Origin of the sequence: Sinorhizobium sp. FG01 (genome assembly GCF_002531875.1) — a bacterium.
GTDB lineage: Bacteria > Pseudomonadota > Alphaproteobacteria > Rhizobiales > Rhizobiaceae > Sinorhizobium > Sinorhizobium fredii_C.
The window spans coordinates 209,051-235,840 of record NZ_NWTB01000005.1 but is presented as its reverse complement, the minus strand read 5'-3'; the positions used below and the strand labels follow the sequence as shown (position 1 = coordinate 235,840).

Sequence of the window (26,790 nt, the reverse complement as noted above, 5' to 3'; positions counted from 1 at the left end):
GGAGACAAGCATGCTGCAAGCGGGTGGTCATTGGCGCAACTGGGTCGGAAATCAGTCCTGCATCGTCCGTCACAGGGGCGTGCCGGAGAGCGAAGCGGAACTTGCCGAGATGGTGCGGGAAGCGACGTCCGCCGGTCTCAACGTTCGCTGCGCCGGCTCCGGCCATTCCTTCACACCGGTCGCGCTGACGAGCGGCCTGCATCTGACGCTGTCCGGCATGCAGGGCGTCACCCAAATCGACCAAGCACGCAAACGGATATCGGTCAGCGCCGGAACGACGATCAACCAGCTCGGCAAGGCGCTGAAACCGAACGGCCTGTCGCTCATCAACCAGGGTGACATCGACAGCCAGGCGCTCGCCGGCGCGCTCACCACCGGCACGCACGGCACCGGCGCGGCGCTCGGCAACATGGCGTCGCAGATCGTCGGCATGCGCCTGGTGCAGCCGGACGGCTCGATCCTCGTCGTCGACGAGACGACGCCGGATCTCCTGGAGGCCTCCCGCGTCTCCGTCGGCATGCTCGGCGTCATCTCGGAAATTACCCTTCAGGTGATGGACAGCTACAACCTTCATGAAAAGCTGTGGCGCTGCGACTTCGACGAATGCATGGAGCAGCATGACGAGCTCGCCGCGAAGCATCGCCATTTCGGCTTCTTCTGGTGCCCGGTTCCGGAAAGCCGCCATTGCTACTGTCTGCCGGATACATCATCCGTATCGACGACGGAAAAGACCGCCGATGTCTGCGAAATGAAGGTGATCGACATCACCGAGCGCCCGCCGATGGACGGGGCCTTCGAGCGGATCGCCTATTCCTCGGAAATCTACCCGATCGAATATGTCCCGAACTTCCACGAACTCGAATATGCGGTGCCCGTCGCACACGGCAAGGAGGCCGTCCGCGCTGTGCGCCAGCTGATGCTCGAGAAGCACCCGACCTGCATCTACCCGATCGAATACCGCTTCACCGCTGGCGATTCCGGCTGGATCAGCCCATTCTTCGAGCAGGATTCGATCACGCTTTCGGTCTCCGGCGAACCGGGCACCGACTATTGGGACTATCTGAAGGACGTCGACACAATCCTGCGCCAATATGGCTCGCGCCCGCATTGGGGCAAGCTGCACTTCTTGGGCGCCGAAGACGTGACGGCGCTCTATCCGCGCTCCGGCGATTTCCGGGCGCTACGGGCGAAGGTCGATCCGGAGGGCCGCTTCCTGAACGACCATCTCCGGCAGCTTTTTGGGTAGGACCCCTGCGAGGTCGTTTGCAAGCAAGCAACGTCAAACGCCGCTTCACCTTACGCGGTCGCTCCAAACGCGGGTCGGAGGAATAGCTGCGGCACTGAGCCCGGGCAAGCAGCACACCAAAATATCAGACGCTCAATAACGACCCGTCGTACCAAACATCCTCATAATTCCCGCTAATCAGAAATCGCCATCCGGGCGGCAAAGCAAGATACTTCTGAATCTCAGGATACCAACCAGCCAAATGCCGCACATGCAGTGGTTTAAAGAAATCCGTGTCCGCAGATAGCATTTCACCGGCCCATATATACCAGCCGGTGGTGTCGCCTTCGGGCGGATGACGCAAGCCATTTATGGGCGTTTTACCATCCCAGCCGTTCAGAGCGATCCCTACCTTCATCCCTGGTGGTGAAAGGTAGTAAGCCGTGCCGTATTTCGCGCAGATTTCTTTCTGCGCATTTTCGACTGCGTCGGTCAGGTCCAACCTCCTCCGCCCTCAGGCGGCAGGCGTCTCGCTTTCCGCGGCGGCGACCTTCGGGCCACCCTTGGCGACGCCGACCATGGCCGGGCGCAACACGCGCTCGCCGATCGTGTAGCCGGCCTGGACCACCTGGACGACCGTGTTGTTCGGAACCTCGGCGTTCGGAACCTCGAACATCGCCTGGTGGAAGTTCGGATCGAATTTCTGGCCGGTCGGGTCCAGCTGCTTGACGCCGTGGCGCTCGAGCGCCGCCAGCATGGAGCGCTCGGTCATCTCGACGCCTTCGATCAGCGCGGCGAGGCCGGCATCGGCGGATTCCCTTGCTTCGGCCGGAATGGCTTCCAGCGCGCGGCGCAGATTGTCGGAGACGGCCAGCATGTCGCGCGCAAAGCCGGCGACGGAATAAGACTTGGCGTCCTTCACCTCGCGCTCGGTGCGCCGGCGCAGATTGTCCATCTCGGCGGCGAGGCGAAGATATTTATCGCGCAGCTCCGCACTTTCGGCCTTGGCGAGCTCCAGCGGGTCCGGCGCAGCGGCAGAAGTCTCGGCCTCCGGCTTCTCCACCGCGTCCGGCGCGGCGGCCTTTGCAACCTCTTCCGGCGCTGCGGCCTCAGCTCCGTTCTTGTTCGTTTCGTCGGTCATGACGGTCTCCGAATGTCTTGTCTTTGGCGTGTTCGGCATCATCAAACCAGCGGAAGTCGCTTTGCTTGAACGTTCTGTTGCCTGGATTTGAAGCCGATATCGAGGTTTGAGCCCGAAAAATCAAGGGTCCAATCGGTCTATTCGTCCAAAAGGATTCGCTCAGCGCGACAGTCGCGACATGAGCTGGGCGGTGTAATCGACCATGGGCACGATCCGGGAGTAATTGAGCCGCGTCGGGCCGATGACGCCGACGGCGCCGACGATCCGGTCGTCGCTGTCGCGATAGGGTGCGACGATCAGCGACGATCCGGAGAGCGAAAACAGCTTGTTTTCCGAGCCGATGAAGATGCGCACGCCCGGACCGCTTTCGGCAAGATTGAGAAGCTCGATCAGGCTGTCCTTCTTTTCGAGATCGTCGAACAGCATGCGCAGCCGCTCGATGTCCTCGCTTCCTTCCAGGCCCTCGAGCAGGTTGGCACGTCCGCGCACGATCAGGCGCGCCGGCTTCTCGTCGCCCTCGCTGCCCGACCAGATCGCAAGGCCGCGCTCGACCAGGTCCTGCGACAGCGCGTCGAGTTCGCCGCGCACGGTCTTCTTGACCTTTTCGAGCTGGGCGCGCAGTTCCGGAATGGTCTGCCCGGCAAGATGGGCATTGACGAAGTTCGCCGCCTCGGTGAGCTGCGCGCTGGTGACGCCAGCCGGCAGCTCGATGATGCGGTTCTCCACCTGGTCGTGATCGCCGACGAGGACCGCAAGCGCCTTGGTTGGCGCGAGCCGGATGAATTCGACGTGTTTCAGCACCGGATCGCTTTTGGTGGTGATGACGAGGCCGGCGCCGCGGGACATGCCGGAAAGCATCTGGCTTGCCTCAGTGAGAAGACTTTCGACCGGTTGGTCCCGCCGCACCTGCCGCTCGATCGAGGTCCGCTCCTCGGTGGAAAGCTTGCCGACCTGCATGAAAGCATCGACGAAGAAGCGCAGGCCTGTCTGGGTCGGCAAGCGGCCCGCACTGACATGCGGCGAATAAATGAGCCCTAGATCCTCGAGATCGCTCATCACGTTGCGCACCGAGGCGGGCGACAGCGACATCGGCAGGAGGCGGGAGAGATTGCGTGAACCGAGCGGCTCGCCGCTTTCCAGATAGGTTTCCACGATGCGGCGGAAGATCTCGCCGGAGCGCTCGTCCAGCGTCGATGCGATCCCCTGCTTTTGAGGGTTGCGCAGTACCATGTCACTCCATGCAAACAACCGTTCGTGTCGCCGAAGAATATAGTGATCCGCCGGGGCAATGGCAAAAGGGAAAAATCACCGTCCCGGCCCGATATCAGGCGGTTCCCTTTGGGGGCGCCATGATCTAGAAGGCTGCTGAGAACACAGGAGTTGAAGATGCGGCCATCCGGCAGAAAAACCGACCAAATGCGCAAGGTTTCCTTCGAGCGCAATTTCTCCAAGCATGCGGAAGGGTCCTGTCTGGTGCGCTTCGGCGACACGCACGTGCTCTGTACCGCGAGTCTCGAAGAGAAGGTCCCCGCCTGGCTGCGCAACGGCGGCAAGGGCTGGATCACGGCGGAATACGGGATGCTGCCGCGGGCGACCGGCGAGCGGATGAAACGCGAGGCCGCCGCCGGCAGACAGAGCGGCCGCACACAGGAGATCCAGCGGCTGATCGGCCGTTCGCTCCGGGCCGTCGTCGATCTGCCGGCGCTCGGCGAGCGGCAGATTTCGATCGACTGCGACGTGCTCCAGGCGGATGGCGGCACCCGAACCGCCTCGATCACCGGCGCCTGGATTGCCCTGCACGACTGCCTGAAATGGATGGAAGCGCGCAACATGATCAAGGTCGAGAGGGTGCTCAAGGACCATGTCGCCGCCATTTCCTGCGGCATCTTCGCCAACCAGGCGGTGGTCGATCTCGACTATCTGGAAGACTCGGCCGCTGAAACCGACGCCAATTTCGTCATGACGGGCAGCGGCGGTCTCGTCGAGATCCAGGGAACGGCGGAAGGAAAACCCTTCAGCGAGGAAGAGTTCGCAAGCCTGATGCAACTCGCCAAGGACGGCATCGCCGAGCTCGTGGCGCTGCAGAAGCAGGCGATCGCCGGCTAGCGGTAGGCGGGGCGCGCGCGCCCGCTTTGGCTGACAGAAGAGAGGATTGGCATTGGCTCCGGCTCTTGAAGGCATCCTCGAAACCGCACTCTATGCGCACGATCTGGATGCGGCCGAGGCATTCTACGGCAACGTGCTCGGACTGACGCGAATCACGCGGGCCGGCAACCGCCACGTCTTCTTCCGTTGCGGCGACGGCGTGCTGTTGATCTTCAATCCGGCGGAAACGGTGAAGCCACCCGCGGCCGGCGCGCTGCCGGTGCCGCCGCATGGCACGCAAGGCAACGGGCACATGTGCTTCCGTGTCGCGGCGCAGGCGCTCGATGCCTGGAAGGCGAAGCTGGAGGCGGCGGGAGTTGCAGTCGAGGCGGATGTCCGCTGGCCGAACGGCACCCGCTCCTTCTACTTCCGCGATCCGGCCGGAAACAGCCTTGAATGCGCGGAACCCGGCCTCTGGGCCATCGATTGATGACGCTTTGAACGTTTGGACGGAACGAAACTCGAATGCGCAAACTGGTTGACAAGACACTCGTGGTGGCAAGCCACAATGCCGGCAAGATCCGCGAAATCCGTGACCTGATCGGACCGCTCGGCTTCGAGGCAAGATCGGCCGCCGATCTCAATTTCATCGAGCCGGACGAGACCGGCACGACCTTCGAGGAGAACGCGACGATCAAGGCGCTCGCCTCTGCCAAAGCCTCCGGCCTGCCGGCACTTTCGGACGATTCGGGCCTTGCCATCGATGCGCTCGGCGGCGCTCCCGGCGTCTACACCGCCAATTGGGCGGAACGCGACGACGGCAGCCGCGACTTCGCGATGGCCATGGAAAAGGTCGAAAAAGAGCTCAGGGAGAAAGGTGCGACGGAGCCGGGCGAGCGTACCGCCCGCTTCGTCTCGGTGCTCTGCCTTGCTTGGCCGGACGGGCATGTCGAGCTCTTTCGCGGCGAAGTCGAAGGCTACGTCGTCTGGCCGCCGCGCGGCACGAGCGGCTTCGGCTACGATCCGGTCTTCCAGCCCAAGGGCTACGCCACCACGTTCGGAGAAATGAGCGCCGAAGAGAAGCACGGCTGGAAGCCGGGCGACGCGGACGCGCTCTCGCATCGCGCCCGCGCCTTCAAGCTGTTTGCCGAGACCTGCCTCGGCGCCTGAGAACGAGAATGATCCAGACGGCCCCGCTTTCGGCAATCGGTGACGGCATGGACCCGGGCTTCGGCGTCTATGTACACTGGCCGTTCTGTGCCGCCAAATGCCCCTATTGCGACTTCAACAGCCATGTCCGCCACCAGCCGGTGGACCAGCCGCGCTTCGTCGCCGCCTTTCTCCAGGAGATGGCGGCGATGCGGGCGCTGTCAGGCCCGAGAACGCTGACCAGCATTTTCATGGGCGGCGGCACGCCGTCGCTGATGGACCCGGCGACCGTCGCCGCGATCCTCGACGGCACAGCGAAGCACTGGCATGTGCCGGATGGCATAGAGATCACCATGGAGGCCAACCCCTCGAGCGTCGAGGCGACACGTTTCCACGGCTATCGTTCTGCCGGCGTCAACCGTGTCTCCCTCGGCGTCCAGGCGCTGAACGACCGCGACCTGAAATTCCTAGGCCGGCTGCATGATGTCGAGGATGCGTTGAAAGCGGTGCGGCTGGCGCGCGAAATCTTCCCGCGCATGTCCTTCGACCTGATCTATGCGCGGCCGGACCAGACAGTCGACGAATGGGAGCGCGAGCTGAAGGAGGCGGTTTCCTACGCCGTCGATCATCTGTCGCTCTACCAGCTCACCATCGAAGAAGGCACGCCCTTCTTCGGGCTGCACAAGGCCGGCAAGCTGATCGTTCCGGATGGCGAACAATCGGCGGTGCTTTACGAGGCGACCCAGGAGATCACGGCGGCGATCGGCATGCCGGCCTACGAGGTCTCCAACCATGCCCGGCCGGGGGCGGAAAGCCGGCACAACCTCACCTATTGGCGCTATGGCGACTATGCGGGGATCGGACCCGGCGCCCACGGGCGGCTTACGGTTGGCGGCAGCAAGATCGCGACCGCAACGGAACGGAACCCGGAGGCGTGGCTGCGCCTCGTCGAAGAACGCGGCGAAGGCATCACCGAACAGGAGCCGCTCGACCTGGAAGCCCAGGCCGACGAATTGCTGCTGATGGGCTTGAGGCTTCGGGAAGGCGTCGATCTTGCCCGCTGGCAGAGCCTCTCCGGCCGGGATCCGGATCCGGAGCGCGAACAGTTCCTGATCGATCACGGCTTCGTCGAGCGGCTCGGCAATTCACGCCTGCGCTGCACGCCGGCCGGCATGCTGATCCTCGATGCGGTGGTCGCCGACCTCGCCTGCTGACGGCTGGGAGGAAGCGGAGCGCGGATTGCCCCTCTCCTCGCATGCGGCGCAGGCGGGGAGAGGGGACTGATGGCGACGCGGCATAGCCCTTCGCCCCGCCTGCGGGGAGCCGGCAGGCGGATGAGGCTCGTCAGCTCTTCTTCACCGGCGCGACTATTCCCCAGGTGACTCCAAAGGGATCGCGCAGCTGACCGTAATAGTCGCCCCAGAAGGCGATCTCCAGCGGCATCGTCACCTCCGCCCCCGCCGCGACGGCCCGCTCCCACCAGAAATGGGCGTCGTCGACGAGGAGGTGCAGCACAAACCCCTCTGGCGCCTTCCAGGGAATGCCGAACTCCGGGAAGGGGTCGTTCAGCATCAGCGCGCCGCCGTTGATCGTCAAATGGCAATGGATGAGGCGCTTGCCGTCCTCGGCATATTTTCGGTCCTCCTCCTTGGCGGCAAAGGCGCGGGCATAGAATTTGGCGGTCGCGTCCGCATTCTCGACGTTGAGATAGGCGATAACGCCCGCCATCGGCGGATGCGGGGGCGCGTTCCAGTCGATCTTTGATGTGGGCTCGAGATCGACCGCCGCCTTGAGGCTGCCGTCCATGTAGAAGGGGACGGATTCGTGCTGGTGGGCGATCTTCCAGCCCTTGTCGGTGCGTTTCAGGCCGAGTGTCTGGCGATACCAGAGCGCGACTTTCGATCCGTCCTGCTTCTCGCCGGAAAGATGGGCCAAGGACGTGGCGAAGGCGACGTCGCCGCTTGCGGAAATGTCGAGCTCCTGTAGCCGGTAGCCGAGCGGTCCTCTCCAGGTCGAGAACCATTGCTCAAGTCCATCGGCGTCGGCGTCCGAGCCCTTCAGCGGCGGCGCCAGCGAAAAGACGAGACAATCCTTGGTGCCATGCGAGAGGACGCGATCGGCATCCTTCTGGCGCAATGCCTCCGCCCAGTCTTCGATCACCGCCCGAATCTCCGCGGTGCTGCTGCTCTCGGTGCTGGACATATTCCGTCCTCCGCTCAGAGTTTTGCGACAAGGGCCGCGAGCTGGTCGGCACACTGGCCCCAGCCCTCGTGAAAGCCCATCTTCTCGTGGGCCTCGCGATCGGCGACGCTCCAGTGGCAGGCGCGGGCGGTGTAACGGGTCTTGCCGCCCTCCTCCTCGAAGGTCAGGATCGCCGTCATGAAGGGCTTTTCGGAGGGCTTCCAAGCTTCCGTATAGGCGTCGGTCATGACCAGCTTCTCGTTCGGCACGACTTCGAGATAGACGCCCTGGTTGGGATAAAGCTCGCCCTCCGGCGAGCGCATGACGAAACGGTTGGTGCCGCCCGGCCGGACATCGAGCTCCGCTTCCGTGATCGTCCACGGCAAGGGCGCGAACCATTGCTTCAGCAGCTCCGGATCCGTGAAGGCGCGATAGACTTTCTCACGCGGCGCGTCGATCAGGCGGATCAAAATCAGTTCGCGTTCGTTGGCGACGTCGGCTGCTGCGGTCATTTGCAATTCCTCCTTGCTGGGTTCGAACCTAGGACGATGGGGGAGATCGAGTCCCGACAGCGGCAGAAGATTTTTATTGCTGGCCTCCGCGCGAGGTGCCCGCCTCTCCTGCAAGATGGTCGAGCTGCTTGCGGATATAGGCTGCCTCCGCCGCGTTGGTCGCAAGCGCGATCGCCTGGTCGAAGGCAATCCGCGCCTCGCGCGCCCGGCCCATCTGCTTGAGCAGGCCGCCGCGCAGGCCGTGGAAATAGAAGTAGCCGGAGAGCCTGTCGGCGAGCGGCTCGACCAGTGCCAGCGCCGCCTCCGGCCCCTGTCGCTTCGAGACGGCCACCGCGCGGTTAAGGGTGACGACCGGGGACGGCTGCAGACGCTCGAGCGCCTGGTAGAGCAGGTCGATCTCCTCCCAATCCGTCCCTTCCGGCCGCTCGGCGCGCGCGTGCAGGGCCGCAATTGCCGCCTGGATCTGGTAGGGACCGGGGCGGCGATGGCGCATCGCCTTGTCGATCATCGCCAGCGCCTCGGTGATCATCGGCCGGCTCCACAGCGAGCGATCCTGATCGTCGAGGAGGACGATGGCGCCATGCGCGTCGAAGCGGGCACGAGCGCGCGAATGCTGGAGAAGCAGGAGCGCCGTCAGCCCCATGATTTCGGGCTCCGCCGGAAACAGGCGCAAGAGCAGTCGGGAGAGCCGGATCGCTTCGTCGCAGAGATCCGCGGACACGCCCTCGGGGCCGTTCATGCCCGAATAGCCCTCGTTGAAGACGAGGTAGATCATCGTCGCGACGGCCGCGAGCCGCTCAGCGCGGTCCGCGGCGTCCGGCGTTTCGAACGGGATGCCGGCCGCAGCGACCCGCGCCTTGGCACGGGTGATGCGCTGTTCCATCGCTGCCTCGCTGACGAGAAAGGCGCGGGCGATCTGCTTGACGGTAAGGCCGGAAACGATGCGGAGCGCCAGCGCGATCTGCTGTGTCGCCGGCAGGGCCGGATTGCTGCAGACAAAGAGCAGCCGCAGGATGTCGTCGCGATAATGCGCGCCGTCGAGACGGTCGGCAAGCTCGCTTTCCCGGTCCCCGAGGTCGGAGAAAATGTCCTCCGGCGGCAGGGGCGTCTCGCGCGCTTGCCGCCGGACCTTGTCGATACCGCTGTTGCGGCCGACGAAAATCAGCCAGGCGGCGGGATCGCGCGGCGGTCCGTTCGTCGGCCAGGTCTTCAATGCCCGGATACAGGCCTCCTGGAAGGCTTCCTCCGCCAGATCGAGATTGCGGAAATAGCGCAGCAGCGCGCCCATGGCCTGCGGCCGCGCGGAAACAAGGGCAAGGTCGATCCAGGCCGTGTCGGTCATGGGGCAAGCTCGCCCGGTTTGTAGAGAGAAAGCGGGCGGATCTCGTATGAGCCGTCGGCCGGATTGGCGGCACTCAGCTCGCGGGCAAAATCCAGCGCCTCGTCGAGCGATGCGCAATCGATCAGGTAGAAGCCGAGCAGTTGCTCCTTGGTCTCGGCGAAGGGTCCGTCCATGACAACGGTCTCGCCCGGCCGGTGGCGCAATGTGGTGGCCGCGGTCGTCGGGAGAAGCCGTGCAACCGGGCCGAGTTTGCCGGCTTCGGCATATTTGCGCTGGACCGCCGTCAGGTCGCGCATGACCTGGTCGTCCTCCTCTTTGGTCCAGGCACTGGTGACGTCTTCCGTATTGTAGCAAAGCACCGCGTAAAGCATCGAGACTCTCCCGCTTCGATTGAATAGACGAATGACGAAAGAGATAGCCGACAAGCGCGGCGAAAAAAACACGGGGCAAGCCGCATGCCACGCACACCCGCGGGTGCCGGCCAACGAAAAGCCCGGTCGAACCGGGCTTTTCGTAACTACAAGCTTACCTATCCCTATTCATTGATCAGGCGCTTGAGCAGCTCGATCTCGTGGCTGAGCTTCGTGTCGCCCGCGATCAGTTCCTCGATCTTGCGCACCGCGTGCAAGACGGTCGTGTGATCGCGGCCCCCGAAGCGGCGGCCGATTTCCGGGAAGGAGCGCGGCGTCAGCGTCTTCGAAAGATACATGGCGATCTGGCGCGGCTTGACGATGACGCGGGTGCGGCGGTTCGAGACCAGTTCCTGGCGCGAGACGTTATAATGCTTGGCGACGATGCGTTGGATGTCCTCGATGCGAACGCGGCGCGGCTCACCGGCATTGACGAGATGGCCGAGGAGCTCGTCGACGCGCTCGATCGACAGCTGCGGCTCGAAGGAGCGGCGGAAGAGGAGTTGGTTGAAGGCCCCTTCCAGTTCGCGGCCGCTGGCGGTGACGTTGCGCGCCACATGGGACAGGATTTCCTGCGGAATATCGAGCGACCCATCGTCCTGACGGGCCGCTTCGAGGCGGCGCTTCAGCATTTCGAGGCGCATCTCGTAGTCCGGGCCCTCCATCTCGATCGCCACGCCGCCCTGCAGGCGCGAGCGAACGCGGCTATCGAGCGATTCCAGTTCCCAGGGCGCCCGGTCCGCCGCCACGACCACCTGCTTGGCCGAGTCGAGCAGCATGTTCAGGAGATGGCAGAATTCGTGCTGGATCGACTTGCCCTGCAGGAACTGCATGTCGTCGATGACGAGAAGATCGATGTTGCGCAGCGATTCCTTCAGCGACAGCGCGTCGTTGTCACGGATCGCGGTGGCGAAACGCCACATGAAATATTCGGCCGTCAGATAGACGACGCGCGGCGCCCGGGCGCTCTGCAGAGCCGCAAGTGCGATCGCCTGCAGGAGATGCGTCTTGCCGAGGCCGACGCTCGAGTGAATGAACAGCGGATTGAAGCGCACGGCGCCGGCGCCGGCCTCCGCGATGGTGCGAGCGGCAGCGAGCGCAACGCGGTTGGAGGAGCCTTCGACGAAGCTCTCGAAATTGTAGCGCTGGTCGAGCGGCGAGCCGAAAAGGGGCGCCTGGGCCGGCTTTGCGGCGGCGGCGACCGTGGCGGCGGCAGCGGCGACCGGCTGCGGCGAGGCCGTGCGGCGGACCGGGGCAGCGGGCGCAGGTTCGGCTGCCGCAGTCGCTGCCTCCTCGTGAACCGCCGGACGCTGGCCCCGGGTCGCGGTGCGGACGAGGATCTCCACTTTCAGGATCTCACCGTCTTCCTGCTGGAAAATATTGGTGATCAGATCGAGATAGCGATTGTTGATCCACGACTTCAGGAATGTCGTCGGCACCGACAGGCGCACGACGCTTTTCGATACCGAATGGAGCTTGAGACGCCCGAACCAGCTGGCGAAGACATCCGGACCGACCTGGGCCTTTAGACGCGCACTTACCCGCTCGAAAAGTGCGTCATGCCGCATGTCGTGCTTTTCCCCCGCCGCCTGAGACTGATTGCTTCCGGCCTGAAATCCTTCAGACGCCGTCGCCAAATTCATCTGCATGTTGCCGCCTTCCAATATCATTGTCCGATGCCGTCATTGCTGCCGGCGTCATTCTTTTATCCATCGGACACGGCCGCCTTCCGAAGCCATGCCGCGTCCGACGGACGCCCTGTCGCAGTGAATCGGGCTCCTCATAATCCCGCCCCGCTGCGCGCTGCGCGCACCCGCTCGCCTCGAACAAGCGAATGTCCCCTCGCGCCTCCTGCATGCTTCCCTGAACCGGCTTCGATTCAAGGACGGAACCATGCAGCACTCAAAACTCTACAGCGACCTTTGCGCACCGAGACAAGGTGCGTGGCGCTGTAGTCCTATCGATTCCGTGTGGCCGTTTTCAAGCCATCCGGTCCTATTCATTGCGACTACGCCGCACCCTCGTACGAAGCGGGTAACCCGGTCTCCTTCCTCTTGAACGAACACCGACACAGTACCGATCGGGGCCGCGCACGACACAACCTTAAGACGAAATGTCCTCGCCCCGCGGCGACGGATCGCCCGGTTCACCATCTCGACTTGTCTGATTGAGCGACGTGGATTTCCCCCGCCACAGGGAACAGAAAGCCCAAAGCCATCTCGTTGAAATGACTCCAAACCTCCTTGATACAGATGTGATCCGTGTCCCCTGTGGAAGCCATTTAGGCAGGATCGATGGGTAAGATCAATGGCGATTTTTACCGCTTCTTAAGCGCTGGCAGTTGACTCTCGTGCCGCGTTTTGCATGCGGGTTTGCGAGTCCCGAAAGAATCCCTGTTGAATCAAGGGTTTTAATTTTTGCTGCCGTGTTTAGCTGGCGAAAAAGAAAAAAAATAAAAATCTGCTTGACTCACTTCGCCTCGAAGAGGGCAAGCCGCCGACACCTATTCCTTGTGACAACCTCGCGCAACCGCTTGAAATCGTTTCAATAATTTTGTCACGCCACTGACACAACCACCCTTCTGGCAGGCTAGTCACGACCATGGCAGAATTATGAATCCGAAAAGCCCGGCGCACGCGCCGGGCTTTTCATCAACTGCTTATTATTTAGCCGGGTTAGGCCGAAAGCGACTTCACGCGCTGGGCCAGACGGGACACTTTGCGCGACGCCGTGTTGGCGTGCAGCACGCCCTTGGTGGCGGCGCGCATCAGTTCCGGCTGAGCTGCCTTCAGGGCAGCGGCGGCGGCTGCCTGATCGCCGGAAGCGATCGCCTCTTCAACCTGGCGGACGAAGGTGCGGACGCGCGAACGACGAGCCTTGTTCACTGCGGTACGGCGTGCGATCTTGCGGGTCGCCTTTTTCGCCGAAGTTGTATTGGCCATTGATGCCTCTCTTCGAAAACTGACATGAACTCCGCCTTCGCCGTGCCGGGTCACTGCGACCTGTCATCCAAGCAATTCGGGAGCAGTATCGGAAAGCCATGCGAGATGGCGTTTCAAACTGAAGGCGGCGTATAGCGGGAAAGCGCCCGCGCGTCAACGCGCATTTTGCGAAATCCCGCACCTTGCCGATTCACCTGTGCTTGAATTCCGCCTTGCGCTTCGCCACGAAGGCGGCCATCCCCTCCTTCTGATCCTCGGTGGCGAAAAGCGCCTGGAACAGCCGCCGCTCGAAACGCAGGCCCTCGGCGAGCGTTACTTCCAGCGAGCGGTTGACCGCTTCCTTGGCCATCATCACCGCCGGAAGCGCGAAGGAGGCGATCTTCTCGGCGGCGCCGAGCGCCTCTTCCATCAATTTGTCGGGCGCAACGATGCGCGCAACGAGGCCGGCCCGCTCCGCCTCTGCCGCGTCCATCATGCGGCCGGTCAGAATCAGGTCCATCGCCTTCGCCTTGCCGACCGCGCGCGTCAGGCGCTGCGATCCGCCCATGCCGGGAATGACGCCGAGGGTGATCTCCGGCTGGCCGAATTTCGCCGTCTCCGAGGCGATGATGAAGTCGCACATCATCGCAAGCTCGCAGCCGCCGCCAAGCGCAAAGCCCGACACGGCGGCAATCATCGGCTTGCGGGCGCCGGCGACGTGTTCCCATCCGCCGAGAAAGTCGCCGAGATAGCTGTCGACGAAATCGAGCGACTGCATTTCCTTGATATCGGCGCCGGCCGCGAAGGCCTTTTCCGAGCCGGTGATGACGATCGCGCCGACCCCCTTGTCCGCGTCGAAGGCCCTCAACGCCGCGTCAAGCTCGCGCATCAGGGTCGAGTTCAGTGCGTTCAGCGCCTGCGGCCGATTGAGAGTGATCAGGCCGACACGCCCGCGCGTTTCGACCAGCAGCGTCTCGTAACTCATTGTCGTCTCCTCCAATTTCGAACTCGATGGGTAGGCGCTGAGGCCCTCCCCGCTTATTTCTGGCAGCGCGGGCAATGGAAGGTCGAACGCCCCGCCTGAACGATGCGAGCGACCGTACCGCCACAGCCCGGCTTGCGGCAAGCCTCGCCCTCCCGGTCATAGACGGAGAAGGCGTGCTGGAAATAGCCGAGGCTGCCATCCGCCTGGATATGATCCTTGAGCGAAGAACCGCCGGCCGCGATCGCATCGGCGATCACCGCCCGGATCGCCTCGACAAGTGCGGACAAGGTCTTTCTCGGACGACCGCGCTTGTCGACGAGCGTGCCCGCCGCGCGTTTCGGCGACAGGCCCGAGCGCCACAGCGCCTCGCACACATAGATATTGCCAAGCCCGGCAATGGTCTTCTGATCGAGGAGCGCCGCTTTCAGTGGCTGCGCCCTGCCGACGAAGCGCTGGGCCAGATAAGTGGCGTCGAGGGCATTTCCCGTCGGCTCCTCCCCGAGGCCGCGGAAGAAGGCATGCTCGGCGATCGTGTCGCGGCGTGCCAGATCCATGAAGCCGAAGCGGCGCGGATCATTGTAGATCACCCGCGCCCGGCCGGAGTGTCCGTCGAGATGGAAGACCACATGGTCGTGCTTCTGGTCCTTGCCACGCGGATGATGGAACGCGCCGGGCGTGGCTGGTGCCGCCCCGGTTTCGATCCGGAACGATCCGGACATGCCGAGATGCGCGACGATGACATCGCCGCCCTCGAGATCGATCATCAGATATTTGGCGCGGCGCGAGAGCGCAACGATGCGCCGGCCCGACACGGCGGCGGCGAAATTGTCAGGAAAGGGAAAGCGCAAGTCCGGCCGGCGCAATTCGGCGCGCACCAGCAGCGCCCCCTCCATCGTCGGCGCCAACCCGCGTTTGACCGTCTCGACCTCAGGCAATTCCGGCATCGGCCGTCTTCCTTCACTCTTTGTTCATTCCATCCGCCCGCAGGGCGAGCGCACCATTCCCATGGCAGCATCGATGGCCTATACGGATGCGCTATGTCGCAGCCATGTCCCGCGCGCTGAGATAGCGCGTGCGGGGCGATTTCGCTATGGTGCCGGCAAAATTCGTGAAGTGGAGTTTCGTATGACGGATGAGCGCGTATCGACGGATGGCGGAATGGAGACCTCCTTCGGTTTCCGCGAGGTCGGCACGGGCGAAAAGCAACCGCTGGTCAACGACGTCTTCCACAAGGTCGCCAAGCGCTACGACATCATGAACGACGTCATGTCGGCCGGCCTCCACCGCGTCTGGAAGGATGCGATGATCGCCGCGCTCAACCCGCCGCGCCGTGAGGACTATCGCGTCCTCGACGTTGCCGGCGGCACGGGCGACATCGCATTCCGCATCGTCGAGGCCTCCGGCCGCAAGGCGCATGCGACGGTGCTCGACATCAACGGCTCGATGCTTGCCGTCGGCGCCGAGCGCGCCAGGAAAAAGGGGCTTCTCGGCAATCTCGAATTCGTCGAGGCGAATGCCGAGGACCTGCCCTTTGCGGCAAATTCGTTCGATGCCTATACGATCGCCTTCGGCATTCGCAACGTGCCGCGCATCGACGTGGCGCTCAAGGAGGCCTATCGCGTGCTGAAGCGCGGCGGCCAGCTGCTGGTGCTCGAATTCTCCGAGGTCGAGATGCCGCTGCTTGACCGCTTCTATGACGCCTGGTCGTTCAACGCGATCCCGAAATTCGGCAAGCTCATCACCGGCGACGACGCGCCCTACCAGTATCTGGTCGAATCGATCCGCAAGTTCCCGGACCAGCGCGATTTCGCCGCGATGATCCGCACTGCTGGCTTTGGCCGCGTCTCCTTCACCAACTACACCGGCGGCATCGCAGCCCTGCATTCCGGCTGGAAGATCTGACCGCATGAGCACGCCTGGAGCATATTTCCGTCTCGTGCGGATAGGCTGGGTGCTCGCGCGCGAGGACGCATTTGCAGCGGTCCCGTCCGAACACCTTCCGCCGCTGGCGCGTTTCGTACAGCGGCTCGCCGGGCTGCTTGCCCGCCGCAGGGCCCGCTTTGAGGTGCGCAGCGGCCGGCTCGCCCGGGCCGTCGAACGGCTTGGCCCCTCCTATGTCAAGATCGGCCAGTTTCTCGCCACGCGTCCCGACGTCGTGGGCGCCGAGCTTGCCGCCGACCTCTCCCTCCTGCAGGACCGGATGGCGACATTTCCCGAGAGCGAGGCGCGGGCCGCCATTGAAGGCTCGCTCGGCCGCTCCGTCGATACGCTTTTCGTCGAGTTTTCCGAAGCGATGGCGGCCGCCTCAATCGCCCAGGTCCATCCGGCAGTCGTCCTGCGCGACGGCAGGCGCGAAAGGGTGGCCGTCAAGGTCATCCGCCCGGGCGTGCGCCAGCGTTTCGCCGCCGATATCGAGGCGATGTATCTCGTTTCGCGCATGCAGGAACGGTTCCTGCCCTATACGCGCCGGCTGAGGCCGGTCGAGGTGACGAAGACGCTCGAACAGACGACCAAGGTCGAAATGGACCTCAGGCTCGAGGCCGCCGCCCTTTCCGAACTCGGCGAGAACACCAAGGAGGATTCCGGTTTTCGCGTCCCCAAGGTCGACTGGGAGCGCACCGGCCGCGACGTCGTGACGATGGAATGGATCGACGGCGTGAAGATGTCGGATATCGAGGGCCTGAAGGCCGCCGGCCACGACCTCAATACGCTCGCCGAAACGCTGATCCAGTCCTTCCTGCGCCACACGCTGCGCGACGGCTTCTTCCACGCCGACATGCATCAGGGAAATCTGTTCGTCGACGAGGCAGGCCATATCGTTGCGGTCGACATGGGCATCGTCGGCCGGCTCGGTAAGAAGGAGCGCCGCTTCCTCGCCGAGATCCTCTTCGGCTTCATCACCCGCGACTACCAGCGCGTCGCCGACGTGCATTTCGAGGCGGGCTACGTGCCCTCGCACCATGACGCGGCGAGCTTTGCCCAGGCGATCCGTGCCATCGGCGAACCGATCCACGGCCAGCCGGCCGAAACGATCTCGATGGCCAAGCTTTTGACACTGCTCTTCGAGGTGACCGAGCTCTTCGACATGCAGACGCGCCCCGAGCTCGTGATGCTGCAGAAGACCATGGTCGTCGTCGAGGGCGTCGCCCGCACGCTCAACCCGCGGTTCAACATGTGGAAGGCGTCGGAACCGGTCGTCGGGAAATGGATCCGCGACAATCTCGGCCCGAAAAGGATCGTCACGGATCTGCGCGACGGGCTGCACGCGGCACTCCGGGTCGCCGAAGCCGTTCCGGAAATCGCCGCGCGCACCGAACGTTTCTCGGCCGAAATCATGGCGATGACCGAGAATGGCCTGCGCTTCGATCCGGAGACGGCAGAAGCGATCGGCCGGGCGGAGGCAAGGCACACCCGGTCGGGTCGGCTGGCGCTCTGGGTGATCGCGGCAACGCTCATTTTCATTGCATGGCAGCTTGTTTGACCGGTGGAGTGAAGCAGGCTGCTTTGCATTTGAGCCCCTCATCCCGCTGCCGCGACCTTCTCCCCGCTCACGGGGAGAAGGGACAAAGCCGCGCCGCTTCATTCCCCTCGCCCCGCTTGCGGGGAGAGGGTTAGGGTGAGGGGCAAAGTGCTCACGAACACCCTTCCTACATCCCGCATCCTGGAATAGTATCCGTCCATGGACAGTCGTTTTTCGCTCGTGATGCCGGTGACCACGCAGACCTCAGGGTGTGCGGGAGACCTGTTGCACTAAGCGAGCCGTCTTCATGCCAACCCTGCCGAGGCAAGCAGGGTTCGGCTCTGTTTCCTCGGCGAGAAGAGAGAGGAAACAATGACCGCTGGTTCACCCGCACTTCATATCCGCGCCGCGTCCATCTCCGACTGGGAAGTCCTCGCCGCTTTGCGCGATCTGCCCGGCATTCGCTCCGGAACGCTACGCCTGCCCTTTGCGCCGCCGGAGCAGACGCGACGCTGGCTCGAAAGCCTTACGGAAAACGACATGGTTATCGTCGCCGAACTCGAGGGGCAGATTGTCGGGCTTGCCGGTTTGCACCGGCACAAAGGAAGGCGGCGGCATGCGGCCGACATCGGCATGTCGGTCCACGACGATTACCGCCGGCGCGGCATCGGCAAGGCACTGCTCGAGGCGCTGACCGAGGCCGCGGACCGCTGGCTCGGCATTTTACGCATCGAACTGACGGTCTTCACCGACAACGAGGCGGCGATCGGCCTCTACCGCAATGCCGGTTTCGTCACCGAAGGCGTGTTGAAATCCTATGCGCTGCGCGACGGAGCATATGCCGACGTCTTCGCGATGGCGCGTCTGCGGCCGTGATCGGAGGAAGCGTGCCTGCGGCCCCCACCGGCGCGGAGTAGCTCTGACCGATTCACGGGTCCCGCGTCTTGCGATCGACCGGCGGAACTGTCATTGCCGTTCGCCAAATCGGGAGACCAGCACATGAAGCACGAAACTCCTCCTGTTGTGGCCGGCGCCGTCATCCGCCAGGGCGGAAGAACCTGCCTTCATCGCCTGACGAACACCACCCCGGTGCTTATCCATGTGCGTTCGGGAAACAAGGTCGTGGTCATCCGCGACACGCCTTTGCTGCTCACAGCCGGCGAGTTTGGCCTGTTGCCCGACCACCAACCCATGACGATGGAGAACATTCCCAAGGCACCGCAGAACTACGAAGCGCGCATCCTACCCGTACCGCGTCCGTTGTTCGAGGAAACATATGCCCGCCTGGCTTTCATCACGCCACCTCGAACCGCCCTTCCCGTGAAGGCTTTGGACCTGCCCGCCGAGGCCGTGGCTCTGTTTGACTTCTGCTGCTCCCCGGAAAATTTCTCGAGGCTCCCCGCCCCCGTGGCGACGGTCCGCTTGATGGAACTCATCACCTGGTTTGCTCTGAGCGGCGCCGTATTGGGCGTCCAGGGAAATCCCCTTTTGCAGCATCGCCTGCGCCAGATGATCGAAGCCGAGCCTGCCCGCAACTGGACCCTCGGCCAGGCCGCACGCAGCTTCAACATGAGCGAGGCCACGCTTCGGCGTAAGCTGGCGGCGGAAAACACCAGTTTCACCGAAACATTGAGCGATACGCGCATGACGCGGGCGCTGGCGCTGCTGCAAACGACCACCCTGCCGATCGCCCATGTCGCCCAGGAGGTCGGCTACGACTCGCCATCGCAGTTCTCGGCAAGGTTCAAGGAGAGATTCGGCATCAATCCGCGCGAGGTACGCGGCGATCTCGGAATTTTTGAGCGGATCGGGACAGAAGTTGAGCAGATCAGGAGAGACGCTGTGTCCGTCTGGGGATAGGGTTTCTTTGTCAGATCACCTCATTGTTTCCCTGAAACACTGAACTGACCTAACCCTCTGAAACTACGCAATTCCATACGGAGAGACCGTTGCACACTTTTCCTGGAATTGCTCCAGCAACTGCAGGAAAGATCCATGCGCTTCATCACCACACTTCTGGCCCTGAGCTTCCTCGGCGCTACCGCCGCGCACGCCGAAATGAAACTGACCTCGAACGACTTGGCGGCCGGAACGACCATGGCCGACGCCCAGGTCTTCAACGGCTTCGGCTGCAGCGGCAAGAACATCTCGCCGCAATTGCAATGGTCGGGCGCGCCCGCGGGCACCAAGAGCTTCGCGATCATGGCCTATGATCCTGACGCCCCGACCGGCTCCGGCTGGTGGCATTGGACGGTATTCAACCTTCCGGCAGATGCGACGGAGCTCGCGAATGGGGCGAGCGGAGGCGGAAAGCTTCCGATCGGCGCGATCGAGGGCCGCACCGATTTCGGTTCGTCCGGCTATGGCGGTGCATGCCCGCCGGAAGGTCATGGACCACACCGCTACCAGTTCACGGTCTACGCGCTGTCCGTCGACAAGCTTCCTCTCGACAAGGACGCCCCCGCCGCCATGGTCGGTTTCTTTACCCGAGCGAACGCGCTGGACCAGGCGACGATCGAGGTCACCTACGAGCGCTGATCCGGCATCAGCGGCAGCACAGCGCTTTGTTCCCTGCGGCGGATTTCAGCCGCAGGGTGCAGCGTCATTCCGGCGGGCGCAGCCTTGAGCCTCCGATTGCGCGGGTCAGTCGCCTCGGATAGGCTCGCGTCATACAGCAAGGAGCGGCGAAAAGCCGAAGCGGGATGACACTGTCGGGCAAGCGTATTCTCCTCATCATTTCCGGTGGCATCGCGGCCTATAAGAGCCTGGACCTCATCCGCAGGCTGCGCGAACGCGGCGCCACGGTCCGGCCGGTAATGACTGCCGGGGCGCAGCAGTTCGTGACGCCGCTCGCGGTCGGTGCGCTTTCGGCCTCACACGTCTATACGGAGCTCTTTTCACGCGAGGACGAGCAGGATGTGGGGCATATCCGGCTGGCGCGCGAGTGCGACCTCGTCGTGGTGGCGCCGGCGACCGCCGACCTGATGGCCAAGATGGCGAGCGGCCATGCCGACGACCTTGCCTCGACGATCCTGCTCGCAACCGATCGCACCGTGCTCGTCGCCCCGGCGATGAACCCGAAGATGTGGGCGCATCCAGCGACCCGCCGCAACCGCGCGACGCTTGCCGCCGACGGCATCCGCTTCGTCGGGCCGGCCTCTGGCGAGATGGCGGAAAGCCGCGAGGCCGGCGAAGGCCGGATGGCCGAACCCTTGGAGATCGTCGCGGCGAGCGAGGACTTACTCGCCGGCGCAAAGCCGCTTGCCGGGCGCAAGGCAATCGTCTCCTCCGGGCCGACGCACGAGCCGATCGACCCGGTCCGCTATATCGCCAACCGCTCATCCGGCAAGCAGGGTCATGCCATCGCCGCGGCGCTGGCGCGGCTCGGGGCCGACGTCACTCTCGTCTCCGGTCCTGTAACGATCCCCGACCCCGCGGGCGTGCGGGTCGTTCGGGTCGAGCGCGCCGATGAGATGCGCGACGCGGTCGTCGCCGCGCTGCCGGCCGATGTAGCGGTGATGGTGGCGGCGGTCGCCGACTGGCGCGTCGCTTCCGCCGCCGGCAACAAGATCAAGAAGCGGCCGGGCGAGGCACCGCCGCCGCTGCAACTTGCCGAAAATCCCGACATCCTGAAGACCATCGGCCATCATGCATCGCGCCCGAAATTGGTGATCGGCTTTGCCGCGGAGACGGAAAACGTCGCGGAGAACGGCCGGGCAAAGCTTGAAAGGAAAGGCGCCGATTACATCGTCGCAAACGACGTCTCGCCGGCAACTGGGATCATGGGCGGCGACAGGAACCGGGTGAAGCTCATCGCCCGCGACGGCACCGAGGAGTGGCCGGAAATGGGCAAGGACGAAGTGGCCGACAAGCTCGCAAGCCTGATCGCCGCGAAACTGTTGTCATAAGAAGCGCCGCTTCGATCAGGCAACAGGGCTTGCGATCTTTACGGAGGGAGACGCCCCGGCAACGGACTCCCGCGCCGAACCGTCTGACGCGCTGAAAAGGCGAACGTCGACGCCGTTTTCGCCGACGATGACGGCCGAGCCGTCCGGTATCTCGGCCCAGGCATTGTCGTCGTCGTTGAGCGGTTCCGAGACTAGGCAGTAGCCGCCCTGCGCTCCCATCGGGGCGGCATAGAGGGTCGGCGCCTTGCGGTCGGAGGCGTAGCGAACCGCATAGAGATCCTCACCGTCGGAAAATGCCGCGGTGAAGCGGACGAGCACCTTCAGGCTGAGTTGTTCGGCGAGGCGCTCCACGAAGCCGAGCGCCTCGGCAACGGCGCCGAGCGGGTCGCGGTCGAGGCCGAACTGCAGGGCGAGCAGGAAAAGCAGCTCCGAATCCGTCGTGCCGGTGCGGGCCGCATAAAGATCGTCGGCGAGCATGTTTTCCATCGGCCGCCGCAGGTGCTCGAAATGGCCGATCTGGCCGTTGTGCATGAAGGCCCAGCGGCCATGCACGAAGGGGTGACAATTGTCGCGCCGGGTGCCGCCGCCGGTCGCCGCACGGACATGCGCCAGGAACAGGCGGGAGCGTATCTGCCGCGCAATGCTCTTCAGGTTGCAGTCGGACCAGGCGGGCAGGATGTCGCGATAGCGGCCAGGTTCCGGGCGGTCGCCATACCAGGCGATGCCGAAGCCGTCGCCATTGGTGGCGGTCTTCGCCCGTGTCGCGCAATGGGATTGCTCAATCAGCGAATGCGCCGGCGACGTCACCAGTTCCTCGAGATAAAGCGGCTCTCCACGATAGGCTGCCCAGCGGCACATGCGTCGATCACTCCGGTTCGGGTTCTTTGATAAAAGGCGATTCGCCGACGATCGTCACGGCGATGTTCCAACGGAACATGGTAAAAATGCGTTAACACTTTTCGCATGGCGTGCTTTTCAACGACAGCGGGCCTGCCGTCACATGCGCTGTCTCGCTTGATATCGGAAAGCGATTTCGAACAAACATTCCATATTGACAAGCTTCGTACATTTCATTTCATTTCCACCCGGATACGAAGGTTCGGCCGGGAGGAATGGCATGAGCGGCAAACGCAAACTGGGTGTCGGCCTGATCGGTACGGGATTCATGGGCAAGGCCCATGCGCTCGGCTTCACGATCGCTTCGCGGGTTTTCGACCTGCCCTTCGACCTGGATTTGGTTTCGGTCGCGGACGTCACCGCAGAGAGTGCCGAGGCTGCCCGCGCACGCCTCGGCTTCCGCAAGGCGACCGCCGACTGGCGCGAGCTCCTGACAGACCCGGACATCGACATCATCGACATCACCACGCCGAACCTCCTGCACAAGGAAATGGCGCTTGCAGCCATCGCCCATGGCAAGCACGTCTATTGCGAAAAGCCGCTGGCACCGACCGTCGCCGACTGCGCCGAGATGGTCGGGGCCGCCGAAAAGGCCGGTCTCGTCACCCAGGTGGGCTTCAACTATCTGAAGAACCCGCTGATCTTCCTCGCCAAGGAGATCATCGACAGCGGCGAGATCGGCGAAATCCGCTCGTTCCGCGGCGTCCATGCCGAAGACTTCATGGCCGACGCCACGATGCCGTGGGCCTGGCGGCTCGATCCGAGGAGCGGCGGCGGCGCGCTCGCCGACATCGGCAGCCATATCATCGCCTGCATGCGTCACCTCGTCGGCCCGATCAAATCCGTGCTTGCGGAGACGGTCATCCACATACCGGAGCGTCCGGTCGCACGCGGCGCAACCGAGACCCGCGCGGTAGAAGTCGACGACATCGCCCGCGCCTTCATCCGCTTCGAGAGCGGCGCGAGCGGCAGCTTCGAGGCGAACTGGATCGCCACCGGCCGCAAGATGCAGCATGACTTCGAAATCTACGGCTCCAAGGGCAGCATCGTCTTCACCCAGGAGCGACTGAACGAAATCAAGGTCTATTCGACCGACGGCGACATCAAGAGCCGCGGCTTCCGCACCATCTGGGCCGGACCGGAACACCCGCCCTACGGCGCCTTCTGCGTGGCACCGGGACACCAGATCGGCTTCAACGACCTGAAGGCGATCGAAGTTCACGAGTTCCTGGAGGCGATCGCCAAGGGAGGGAGACCGACTACCGATTTCCGCGAGGGCTACGAGGTCCAGAAGGTGCTTTCGGCCACCTACCGCTCGGCCAGGAGCAACGAATGGGTAGAGATCGGCTGACGGCGTTTTCTTCTCGAGAGGAAACGACGCCCGGGAATCGCCCCTCACCCTAACCCTCTCCCCGCAAGCGGGGAGAGGGGACTTGGAGGGCGCGGCATATCCCTTCTCCCCGCGCGCGGGGAGAAGGTCGCGGCAGCGGGATGAGGGGCCAAACGGCTTTTCACCGCTACGGAAAATCCACAAAAATAGAACGTCCGTTCTATGCCCGTATCGCCTAATCGATTAAAGTGAGGCAAATAGAACAAGCGAGCCTGGAGACGCTGAACGATGTCGACATCGGAGACGACCACGGATGCCCCGCAGGATTTCGAGGCGCTGAAGGCCGTCATCCTCGAACGCAAGGCGCAATTGCCGAAGCGGCTGAAACAGGTCGCCGCCTATTCGCTCGACAATCCGGACGAAATCGCCTTCGGCACGGCGGCGAGCATCGCCACCTCGGCCGATGTCCAGCCGTCCACTCTGGTGCGCTTCGCCCAGCATTTCGGCTTCGAAGGCTTTTCGAGTCTGCAGCAGATTTTTCGGGCGCGCCTGCGTGAGCGAACACCGGGCTACGAGGACCGGTTGAAGGCGCTGCGCGGCAACGAGCACAGCAAGCTCGAGAGCGGCTCGATCTTCAACGGCTTCGTGGCGGCCGCGCATCGCTCGCTCGACAACATCGCAACATCGGTCGACCCGGAAGCCTTCGAGCAGGCCGTCGACATCCTCGCCAAGGCGGAGACGATTTATCTCATCGCCAAGCGCCGCTCCTATCCGATTTCCAGCTACATGGCCTACGCCTTCGGCAAGCTGAAAGTGAAATACCAGCATGTCGGCACGGCCGCCGGCATCGACGACGACATGCTGGCGATGGCGACGAAAGAGGATGCCGCCTTCGCCGTCAGCTTCTCGCCCTATGCGTCCGAGAGTGCGGCCCAGGCTCGGCTTTTAGCGAATCGAAGGGTTCCGGTCGTGTCGCTGACAGACTCCGCTTTCTCGCCGCTGGCCGAGTCGTCGAAGGTCTGGTTCGAGCTCGTCGAAGCCGATCATGCCGGCTTCCGTTCGCTTTCGGCCAGCATGGCCTTCGCCATGGCGCTGACCGTGGCGATCGCCGAAAAACGCCGTCGCGCCGAAGATGCCGCGTCAATATAGAACGAAAATTCCATATTGACGAGAGGACGGAATTTATGTTTCATACACTCATCGCCCAGCACCTAACGAAATCTGTCGGCGCCGGCGCGGCGTCCGCGGGGAGGAAGCAGTGAGCCAGATTCCATCGGCATCGGCAAAGGGCGCCAAGCCCCTCGACATCATCACCATCGGCAGAGCCTCGGTCGACCTTTACGGTCAGCAGATCGGCACGCGGCTTGAGGACGTGGCGAGCTTTGCCAAGTCGGTCGGCGGCTGCCCCTGCAATATTTCGGTTGGCACCGCGCGCCTCGGGCTCAAATCGGCGCTGCTGACGCGCGTCGGCAACGAGCAGATGGGCCGCTTCATCCGCGAACAGTTGCAACGCGAGGGCGTGGAGACGCGCGGCATCGTCACCGATCCGGAACGGCTGACCGCCCTCGCGATCCTCTCCGTCGAGAATGAAAAGTCGTTTCCGCTGCTCTTCTATCGTGACAATTGCGCCGACAACGCGCTCAATAAAGATGACATCGCGGAGGACTTCATCCGCTCCGCCCGCGCGGTCCTCGTCACCGGCACGCATTTCTCGAAGCCCAACACCGATGCCGCGCAGCGCAAGGCGATCCGGATCGCCAAGGAAAGCGGCGCGAAGATCGTCTTCGACATCGACTATCGCCCGAACCTCTGGGGCCTCGCGGGCCACGATGCGGGCGAAAGCCGCTATATCGCTTCCGACCGCGTCTCGGCGCACCTGAAGACCGTGCTCGGCGATTGCGACCTGATCGTCGGCACCGAGGAAGAGGTGCTCATCGCGTCTGGCGAGAGCGACCTGCTGCAAGCCTTGAAGACCATCCGGTCGCTGTCGAACGCGACGATCGTCTTGAAGCGCGGACCGATGGGCTGCATCGTCTATGACGGGCCGATCTCCGACGATCTCGAGGACGGCATTGTCGGCAAGGGCTTCCCGATCGAGGTCTATAACGTGCTCGGCGCCGGCGACGCCTTCATGTCCGGCTTCCTGCGCGGCTGGTTGAAGGGCGAGCCGCATGCGACCTCGGCCACCTGGGCCAATGCCTGCGGCGCCTTCGCGGTATCGCGGCTGCTCTGCGCGCCGGAGATCCCGACCTGGACTGAATTGCAGTTCTTCCTGGAGCACGGCAGCAAAGAAAAGGCGCTGCGCAAGGACGAGGCGATCAACCACGTGCACTGGGCGACGACGCGCCGCCGCGACATCCCGCTGCTGATGGCGTTCGCCATCGACCACCGCAGCCAGCTGGAGGATATCGCCGAGGGCAAGCCGGAGCTGCTGGCGCGCATCCCGGCCTTCAAGGCGCTCGCCGTCAAGGCCGCTGCTGAAGTGGCCGCCGGCCGGTCCGGCTTCGGCATGCTGATCGACGACAAATACGGCCGAGACGCCCTTTATGCCGCCGGTGCCTACCGCGATTTCTGGATCGGCAAGCCGATCGAGCTGCCGGGCTCGCGGCCGCTGCAGTTCGAATTCAGCCAGGATCTCGGCAGCCGGCTCATAGACTGGCCCGTCGACCATTGCATCAAGGTGCTCTCCTTCTATCACCCGGACGATCCGGCCGAAATGAAGGCGACGCAGGTCGCCAAGCTTCGTTCGGCCTTCGAGGCGGCCCGCAAGGTCGGCCGCGAGATCCTGATCGAGATCATCGCCGGCAAGCACGGTCCGCTTGAGGACGACACGATACCGCGGGCGCTCAACGAGCTTTACGATGCCGGCCTGAAGCCCGACTGGTGGAAGCTCGAGCCGCAGGCGAGCCGCGGCGCCTGGGCCGCCATCGACGCCGTCATCGAAAACCGCGACCCGCTCTGCCGGGGCGTCGTCCTGCTCGGCCTCGAGGCCCCTTACGAGGTCCTGAAGGACGGGTTCGCGGCGGCGAGGACGTCGACGTCGGTGAAAGGATTTGCCGTCGGCCGGACGATCTTTGCCGACGCCGCCAAGAGCTGGCTCACCGGGTCGATGAGCGACGACGAGGCCGTCGCCGACATGGCGGCGAAGTTCAAGGCGCTGGTGGATCTCTGGCTGCGCTTGGGTGAAACAAAGGCTGCCTAAGCAGGAAGGACGTGGGAAGCACCCGAAGCCTGCTGTACTTAT

26 protein-coding genes are annotated in these 26,790 nt (G+C 63.7%); 14 read left to right on the top strand and 12 right to left on the bottom strand.

Going from position 1 to position 26,790, the window contains the following annotated elements; all coding sequences use genetic code 11:
- Positions 1-10: 10 nt before the first annotated feature.
- Complete coding sequence (locus CO656_RS09310) at positions 11-1,246, top strand: D-arabinono-1,4-lactone oxidase (protein WP_037420817.1); 1,236 nt, start codon at positions 11-13, stop codon at positions 1,244-1,246.
- Between the two features lie 124 nt (positions 1,247-1,370).
- Here the strand turns inward: CO656_RS09310 and CO656_RS09305 are convergent, their stop codons facing one another.
- The 3 genes from CO656_RS09305 to hrcA all read right to left on the bottom strand — a co-directional run bounded on the left by CO656_RS09305 (position 1,371) and on the right by hrcA (position 3,596).
- On the bottom strand, positions 1,371-1,727 hold the full coding sequence (locus CO656_RS09305) for a hypothetical protein (RefSeq protein WP_097525533.1): 357 nt from the start codon (positions 1,725-1,727) through the stop codon (positions 1,371-1,373).
- Positions 1,728-1,739: 12 nt separating this feature from the next.
- Positions 1,740-2,366, bottom strand: a complete 627-nt coding sequence (gene grpE, locus CO656_RS09300) for a nucleotide exchange factor GrpE (protein ID WP_097525665.1) — start codon at positions 2,364-2,366, stop codon at positions 1,740-1,742.
- 159 nt (positions 2,367-2,525) lie between these two features.
- Positions 2,526-3,596: a heat-inducible transcriptional repressor HrcA gene (hrcA, locus tag CO656_RS09295; protein ID WP_097525532.1), complete on the bottom strand. Its 1,071-nt coding sequence runs from the start codon at positions 3,594-3,596 to the stop codon at positions 2,526-2,528.
- Positions 3,597-3,752: 156 nt separating this feature from the next.
- On the opposite strand from hrcA, the gene rph reads away from it, so the two are divergent.
- The 4 genes from rph to hemW are packed head-to-tail and all read left to right on the top strand — an operon-like array spanning position 3,753 to position 6,814.
- Complete coding sequence (gene rph / locus CO656_RS09290; protein ID WP_037420854.1) at positions 3,753-4,472, top strand: ribonuclease PH; 720 nt, start codon at positions 3,753-3,755, stop codon at positions 4,470-4,472.
- 52 nt (positions 4,473-4,524) lie between these two features.
- Positions 4,525-4,941: a VOC family protein gene (locus CO656_RS09285; RefSeq protein ID WP_037420825.1), complete on the top strand. Its 417-nt coding sequence runs from the start codon at positions 4,525-4,527 to the stop codon at positions 4,939-4,941.
- 35 nt (positions 4,942-4,976) lie between these two features.
- Positions 4,977-5,621, top strand: coding sequence for an RdgB/HAM1 family non-canonical purine NTP pyrophosphatase (rdgB, locus tag CO656_RS09280; protein ID WP_097525531.1), 645 nt, complete (start codon positions 4,977-4,979; stop codon positions 5,619-5,621).
- An 11-nt stretch (positions 5,622-5,632) separates the two neighbouring features.
- The gene (gene hemW / locus CO656_RS09275; RefSeq protein ID WP_179864740.1) at positions 5,633-6,814 is read left to right on the top strand and encodes a radical SAM family heme chaperone HemW; all 1,182 of its coding nucleotides are present in this window, start codon (positions 5,633-5,635) and stop codon (positions 6,812-6,814) included.
- Positions 6,815-6,944: 130 nt separating this feature from the next.
- Here hemW and CO656_RS09270 read toward each other — a convergent pair whose 3' ends face one another.
- From CO656_RS09270 to mutM, 8 genes are all read right to left on the bottom strand, one after another.
- Positions 6,945-7,802 (bottom strand): nuclear transport factor 2 family protein, encoded by an 858-nt coding sequence (locus CO656_RS09270; RefSeq protein ID WP_097525530.1) that lies wholly within the window; start codon positions 7,800-7,802, stop codon positions 6,945-6,947.
- 14 nt (positions 7,803-7,816) lie between these two features.
- Positions 7,817-8,293, bottom strand: a complete 477-nt coding sequence (locus tag CO656_RS09265; RefSeq protein WP_037420831.1) for an SRPBCC family protein — start codon at positions 8,291-8,293, stop codon at positions 7,817-7,819.
- 73 nt (positions 8,294-8,366) lie between these two features.
- Positions 8,367-9,635: an RNA polymerase sigma factor gene (locus CO656_RS09260; RefSeq protein WP_097525529.1), complete on the bottom strand. Its 1,269-nt coding sequence runs from the start codon at positions 9,633-9,635 to the stop codon at positions 8,367-8,369.
- Entirely contained in the window at positions 9,632-10,006 is a 375-nt protein-coding gene (locus tag CO656_RS09255; RefSeq protein ID WP_097525528.1) for a YciI family protein, read from the bottom strand. Before CO656_RS09255 ends, CO656_RS09260 begins: the two co-directional genes overlap by 4 nt.
- A 164-nt stretch (positions 10,007-10,170) precedes the next feature.
- Positions 10,171-11,613, bottom strand: a complete 1,443-nt coding sequence (dnaA, locus tag CO656_RS09250) for a chromosomal replication initiator protein DnaA (protein ID WP_234819747.1) — start codon at positions 11,611-11,613, stop codon at positions 10,171-10,173.
- A gap of 1,107 nt (positions 11,614-12,720) precedes the next feature.
- Entirely contained in the window at positions 12,721-12,987 is a 267-nt protein-coding gene (gene rpsT, locus CO656_RS09245; protein WP_018235071.1) for a 30S ribosomal protein S20, read from the bottom strand.
- Between the two features lie 190 nt (positions 12,988-13,177).
- Positions 13,178-13,951, bottom strand: coding sequence for an enoyl-CoA hydratase (locus tag CO656_RS09240; protein WP_097525527.1), 774 nt, complete (start codon positions 13,949-13,951; stop codon positions 13,178-13,180).
- A gap of 53 nt (positions 13,952-14,004) precedes the next feature.
- The gene (gene mutM, locus CO656_RS09235; RefSeq protein ID WP_037420875.1) at positions 14,005-14,895 is read right to left on the bottom strand and encodes a bifunctional DNA-formamidopyrimidine glycosylase/DNA-(apurinic or apyrimidinic site) lyase; all 891 of its coding nucleotides are present in this window, start codon (positions 14,893-14,895) and stop codon (positions 14,005-14,007) included.
- A gap of 181 nt (positions 14,896-15,076) precedes the next feature.
- Here mutM and ubiE point away from each other — a divergent pair, with 181 nt between their 5' ends.
- The 6 genes from ubiE (at position 15,077) to coaBC (ending at position 21,319) form a co-directional block, all read left to right on the top strand.
- On the top strand, positions 15,077-15,853 hold the full coding sequence (ubiE, locus tag CO656_RS09230) for a bifunctional demethylmenaquinone methyltransferase/2-methoxy-6-polyprenyl-1,4-benzoquinol methylase UbiE (RefSeq protein ID WP_097525526.1): 777 nt from the start codon (positions 15,077-15,079) through the stop codon (positions 15,851-15,853).
- Between the two features lie 4 nt (positions 15,854-15,857).
- Positions 15,858-17,432, top strand: a complete 1,575-nt coding sequence (gene ubiB, locus CO656_RS09225) for a 2-polyprenylphenol 6-hydroxylase (RefSeq protein ID WP_037420880.1) — start codon at positions 15,858-15,860, stop codon at positions 17,430-17,432.
- Between the two features lie 351 nt (positions 17,433-17,783).
- Positions 17,784-18,287 (top strand): GNAT family N-acetyltransferase, encoded by a 504-nt coding sequence (locus CO656_RS09220; RefSeq protein ID WP_097525525.1) that lies wholly within the window; start codon positions 17,784-17,786, stop codon positions 18,285-18,287.
- Between the two features lie 123 nt (positions 18,288-18,410).
- Entirely contained in the window at positions 18,411-19,271 is an 861-nt protein-coding gene (locus CO656_RS09215; protein ID WP_097525524.1) for a helix-turn-helix transcriptional regulator, read from the top strand.
- A gap of 135 nt (positions 19,272-19,406) precedes the next feature.
- Entirely contained in the window at positions 19,407-19,949 is a 543-nt protein-coding gene (locus tag CO656_RS09210) for a YbhB/YbcL family Raf kinase inhibitor-like protein (protein ID WP_097525523.1), read from the top strand.
- Positions 19,950-20,113: 164 nt separating this feature from the next.
- Entirely contained in the window at positions 20,114-21,319 is a 1,206-nt protein-coding gene (gene coaBC / locus CO656_RS09205) for a bifunctional phosphopantothenoylcysteine decarboxylase/phosphopantothenate--cysteine ligase CoaBC (RefSeq protein WP_097525522.1), read from the top strand.
- A 15-nt stretch (positions 21,320-21,334) separates the two neighbouring features.
- Here coaBC and CO656_RS09200 read toward each other — a convergent pair whose 3' ends face one another.
- A complete protein-coding gene (locus tag CO656_RS09200) occupies positions 21,335-22,177 on the bottom strand; it encodes a class II glutamine amidotransferase (protein WP_097525521.1) in 843 nt (280 codons plus the stop codon).
- A 259-nt stretch (positions 22,178-22,436) separates the two neighbouring features.
- Here CO656_RS09200 and CO656_RS09195 point away from each other — a divergent pair, with 259 nt between their 5' ends.
- The 3 genes from CO656_RS09195 (at position 22,437) to iolC (ending at position 26,748) form a co-directional block, all read left to right on the top strand.
- Complete coding sequence (locus CO656_RS09195; protein WP_097525520.1) at positions 22,437-23,567, top strand: Gfo/Idh/MocA family oxidoreductase; 1,131 nt, start codon at positions 22,437-22,439, stop codon at positions 23,565-23,567.
- Between the two features lie 267 nt (positions 23,568-23,834).
- Complete coding sequence (locus tag CO656_RS09190) at positions 23,835-24,695, top strand: MurR/RpiR family transcriptional regulator (RefSeq protein ID WP_037420896.1); 861 nt, start codon at positions 23,835-23,837, stop codon at positions 24,693-24,695.
- Positions 24,696-24,804: 109 nt separating this feature from the next.
- Complete coding sequence (iolC, locus tag CO656_RS09185; RefSeq protein ID WP_097525519.1) at positions 24,805-26,748, top strand: 5-dehydro-2-deoxygluconokinase; 1,944 nt, start codon at positions 24,805-24,807, stop codon at positions 26,746-26,748.
- Positions 26,749-26,790 lie beyond the last annotated feature (42 nt).

What these genes read in the sequence shown, in the direction of transcription:
- mutM (WP_037420875.1), bottom strand. Translation starts at nt 14,895, where the DNA reads ATGCCGGAATTGCCTGAGGTCGAGACGGTCAAACGCGGGTTGGCGCCG.
- ubiE (WP_097525526.1), top strand. Translation starts at nt 15,077, where the DNA reads ATGACGGATGAGCGCGTATCGACGGATGGCGGAATGGAGACCTCCTTC.
- CO656_RS09240 (WP_097525527.1), bottom strand. Translation starts at nt 13,951, where the DNA reads ATGAGTTACGAGACGCTGCTGGTCGAAACGCGCGGGCGTGTCGGCCTG.
- CO656_RS09270 (WP_097525530.1), bottom strand. Translation starts at nt 7,802, where the DNA reads ATGTCCAGCACCGAGAGCAGCAGCACCGCGGAGATTCGGGCGGTGATC.
- ubiB (WP_037420880.1), top strand. Translation starts at nt 15,858, where the DNA reads ATGAGCACGCCTGGAGCATATTTCCGTCTCGTGCGGATAGGCTGGGTG.
- CO656_RS09200 (WP_097525521.1), bottom strand. Translation starts at nt 22,177, where the DNA reads ATGTGCCGCTGGGCAGCCTATCGTGGAGAGCCGCTTTATCTCGAGGAA.
- CO656_RS09195 (WP_097525520.1), top strand. Translation starts at nt 22,437, where the DNA reads ATGAGCGGCAAACGCAAACTGGGTGTCGGCCTGATCGGTACGGGATTC.
- CO656_RS09260 (WP_097525529.1), bottom strand. Translation starts at nt 9,635, where the DNA reads ATGACCGACACGGCCTGGATCGACCTTGCCCTTGTTTCCGCGCGGCCG.
- CO656_RS09220 (WP_097525525.1), top strand. Translation starts at nt 17,784, where the DNA reads ATGACCGCTGGTTCACCCGCACTTCATATCCGCGCCGCGTCCATCTCC.
- dnaA (WP_234819747.1), bottom strand. Translation starts at nt 11,613, where the DNA reads ATGCGGCATGACGCACTTTTCGAGCGGGTAAGTGCGCGTCTAAAGGCC.
- CO656_RS09190 (WP_037420896.1), top strand. Translation starts at nt 23,835, where the DNA reads ATGTCGACATCGGAGACGACCACGGATGCCCCGCAGGATTTCGAGGCG.
- hrcA (WP_097525532.1), bottom strand. Translation starts at nt 3,596, where the DNA reads ATGGTACTGCGCAACCCTCAAAAGCAGGGGATCGCATCGACGCTGGAC.
- grpE (WP_097525665.1), bottom strand. Translation starts at nt 2,366, where the DNA reads ATGACCGACGAAACGAACAAGAACGGAGCTGAGGCCGCAGCGCCGGAA.
- coaBC (WP_097525522.1), top strand. Translation starts at nt 20,114, where the DNA reads ATGACACTGTCGGGCAAGCGTATTCTCCTCATCATTTCCGGTGGCATC.
- CO656_RS09215 (WP_097525524.1), top strand. Translation starts at nt 18,411, where the DNA reads ATGAAGCACGAAACTCCTCCTGTTGTGGCCGGCGCCGTCATCCGCCAG.
- rpsT (WP_018235071.1), bottom strand. Translation starts at nt 12,987, where the DNA reads ATGGCCAATACAACTTCGGCGAAAAAGGCGACCCGCAAGATCGCACGC.
- CO656_RS09265 (WP_037420831.1), bottom strand. Translation starts at nt 8,293, where the DNA reads ATGACCGCAGCAGCCGACGTCGCCAACGAACGCGAACTGATTTTGATC.
- CO656_RS09255 (WP_097525528.1), bottom strand. Translation starts at nt 10,006, where the DNA reads ATGCTTTACGCGGTGCTTTGCTACAATACGGAAGACGTCACCAGTGCC.
- CO656_RS09310 (WP_037420817.1), top strand. Translation starts at nt 11, where the DNA reads ATGCTGCAAGCGGGTGGTCATTGGCGCAACTGGGTCGGAAATCAGTCC.
- CO656_RS09210 (WP_097525523.1), top strand. Translation starts at nt 19,407, where the DNA reads ATGCGCTTCATCACCACACTTCTGGCCCTGAGCTTCCTCGGCGCTACC.
- rdgB (WP_097525531.1), top strand. Translation starts at nt 4,977, where the DNA reads ATGCGCAAACTGGTTGACAAGACACTCGTGGTGGCAAGCCACAATGCC.
- rph (WP_037420854.1), top strand. Translation starts at nt 3,753, where the DNA reads ATGCGGCCATCCGGCAGAAAAACCGACCAAATGCGCAAGGTTTCCTTC.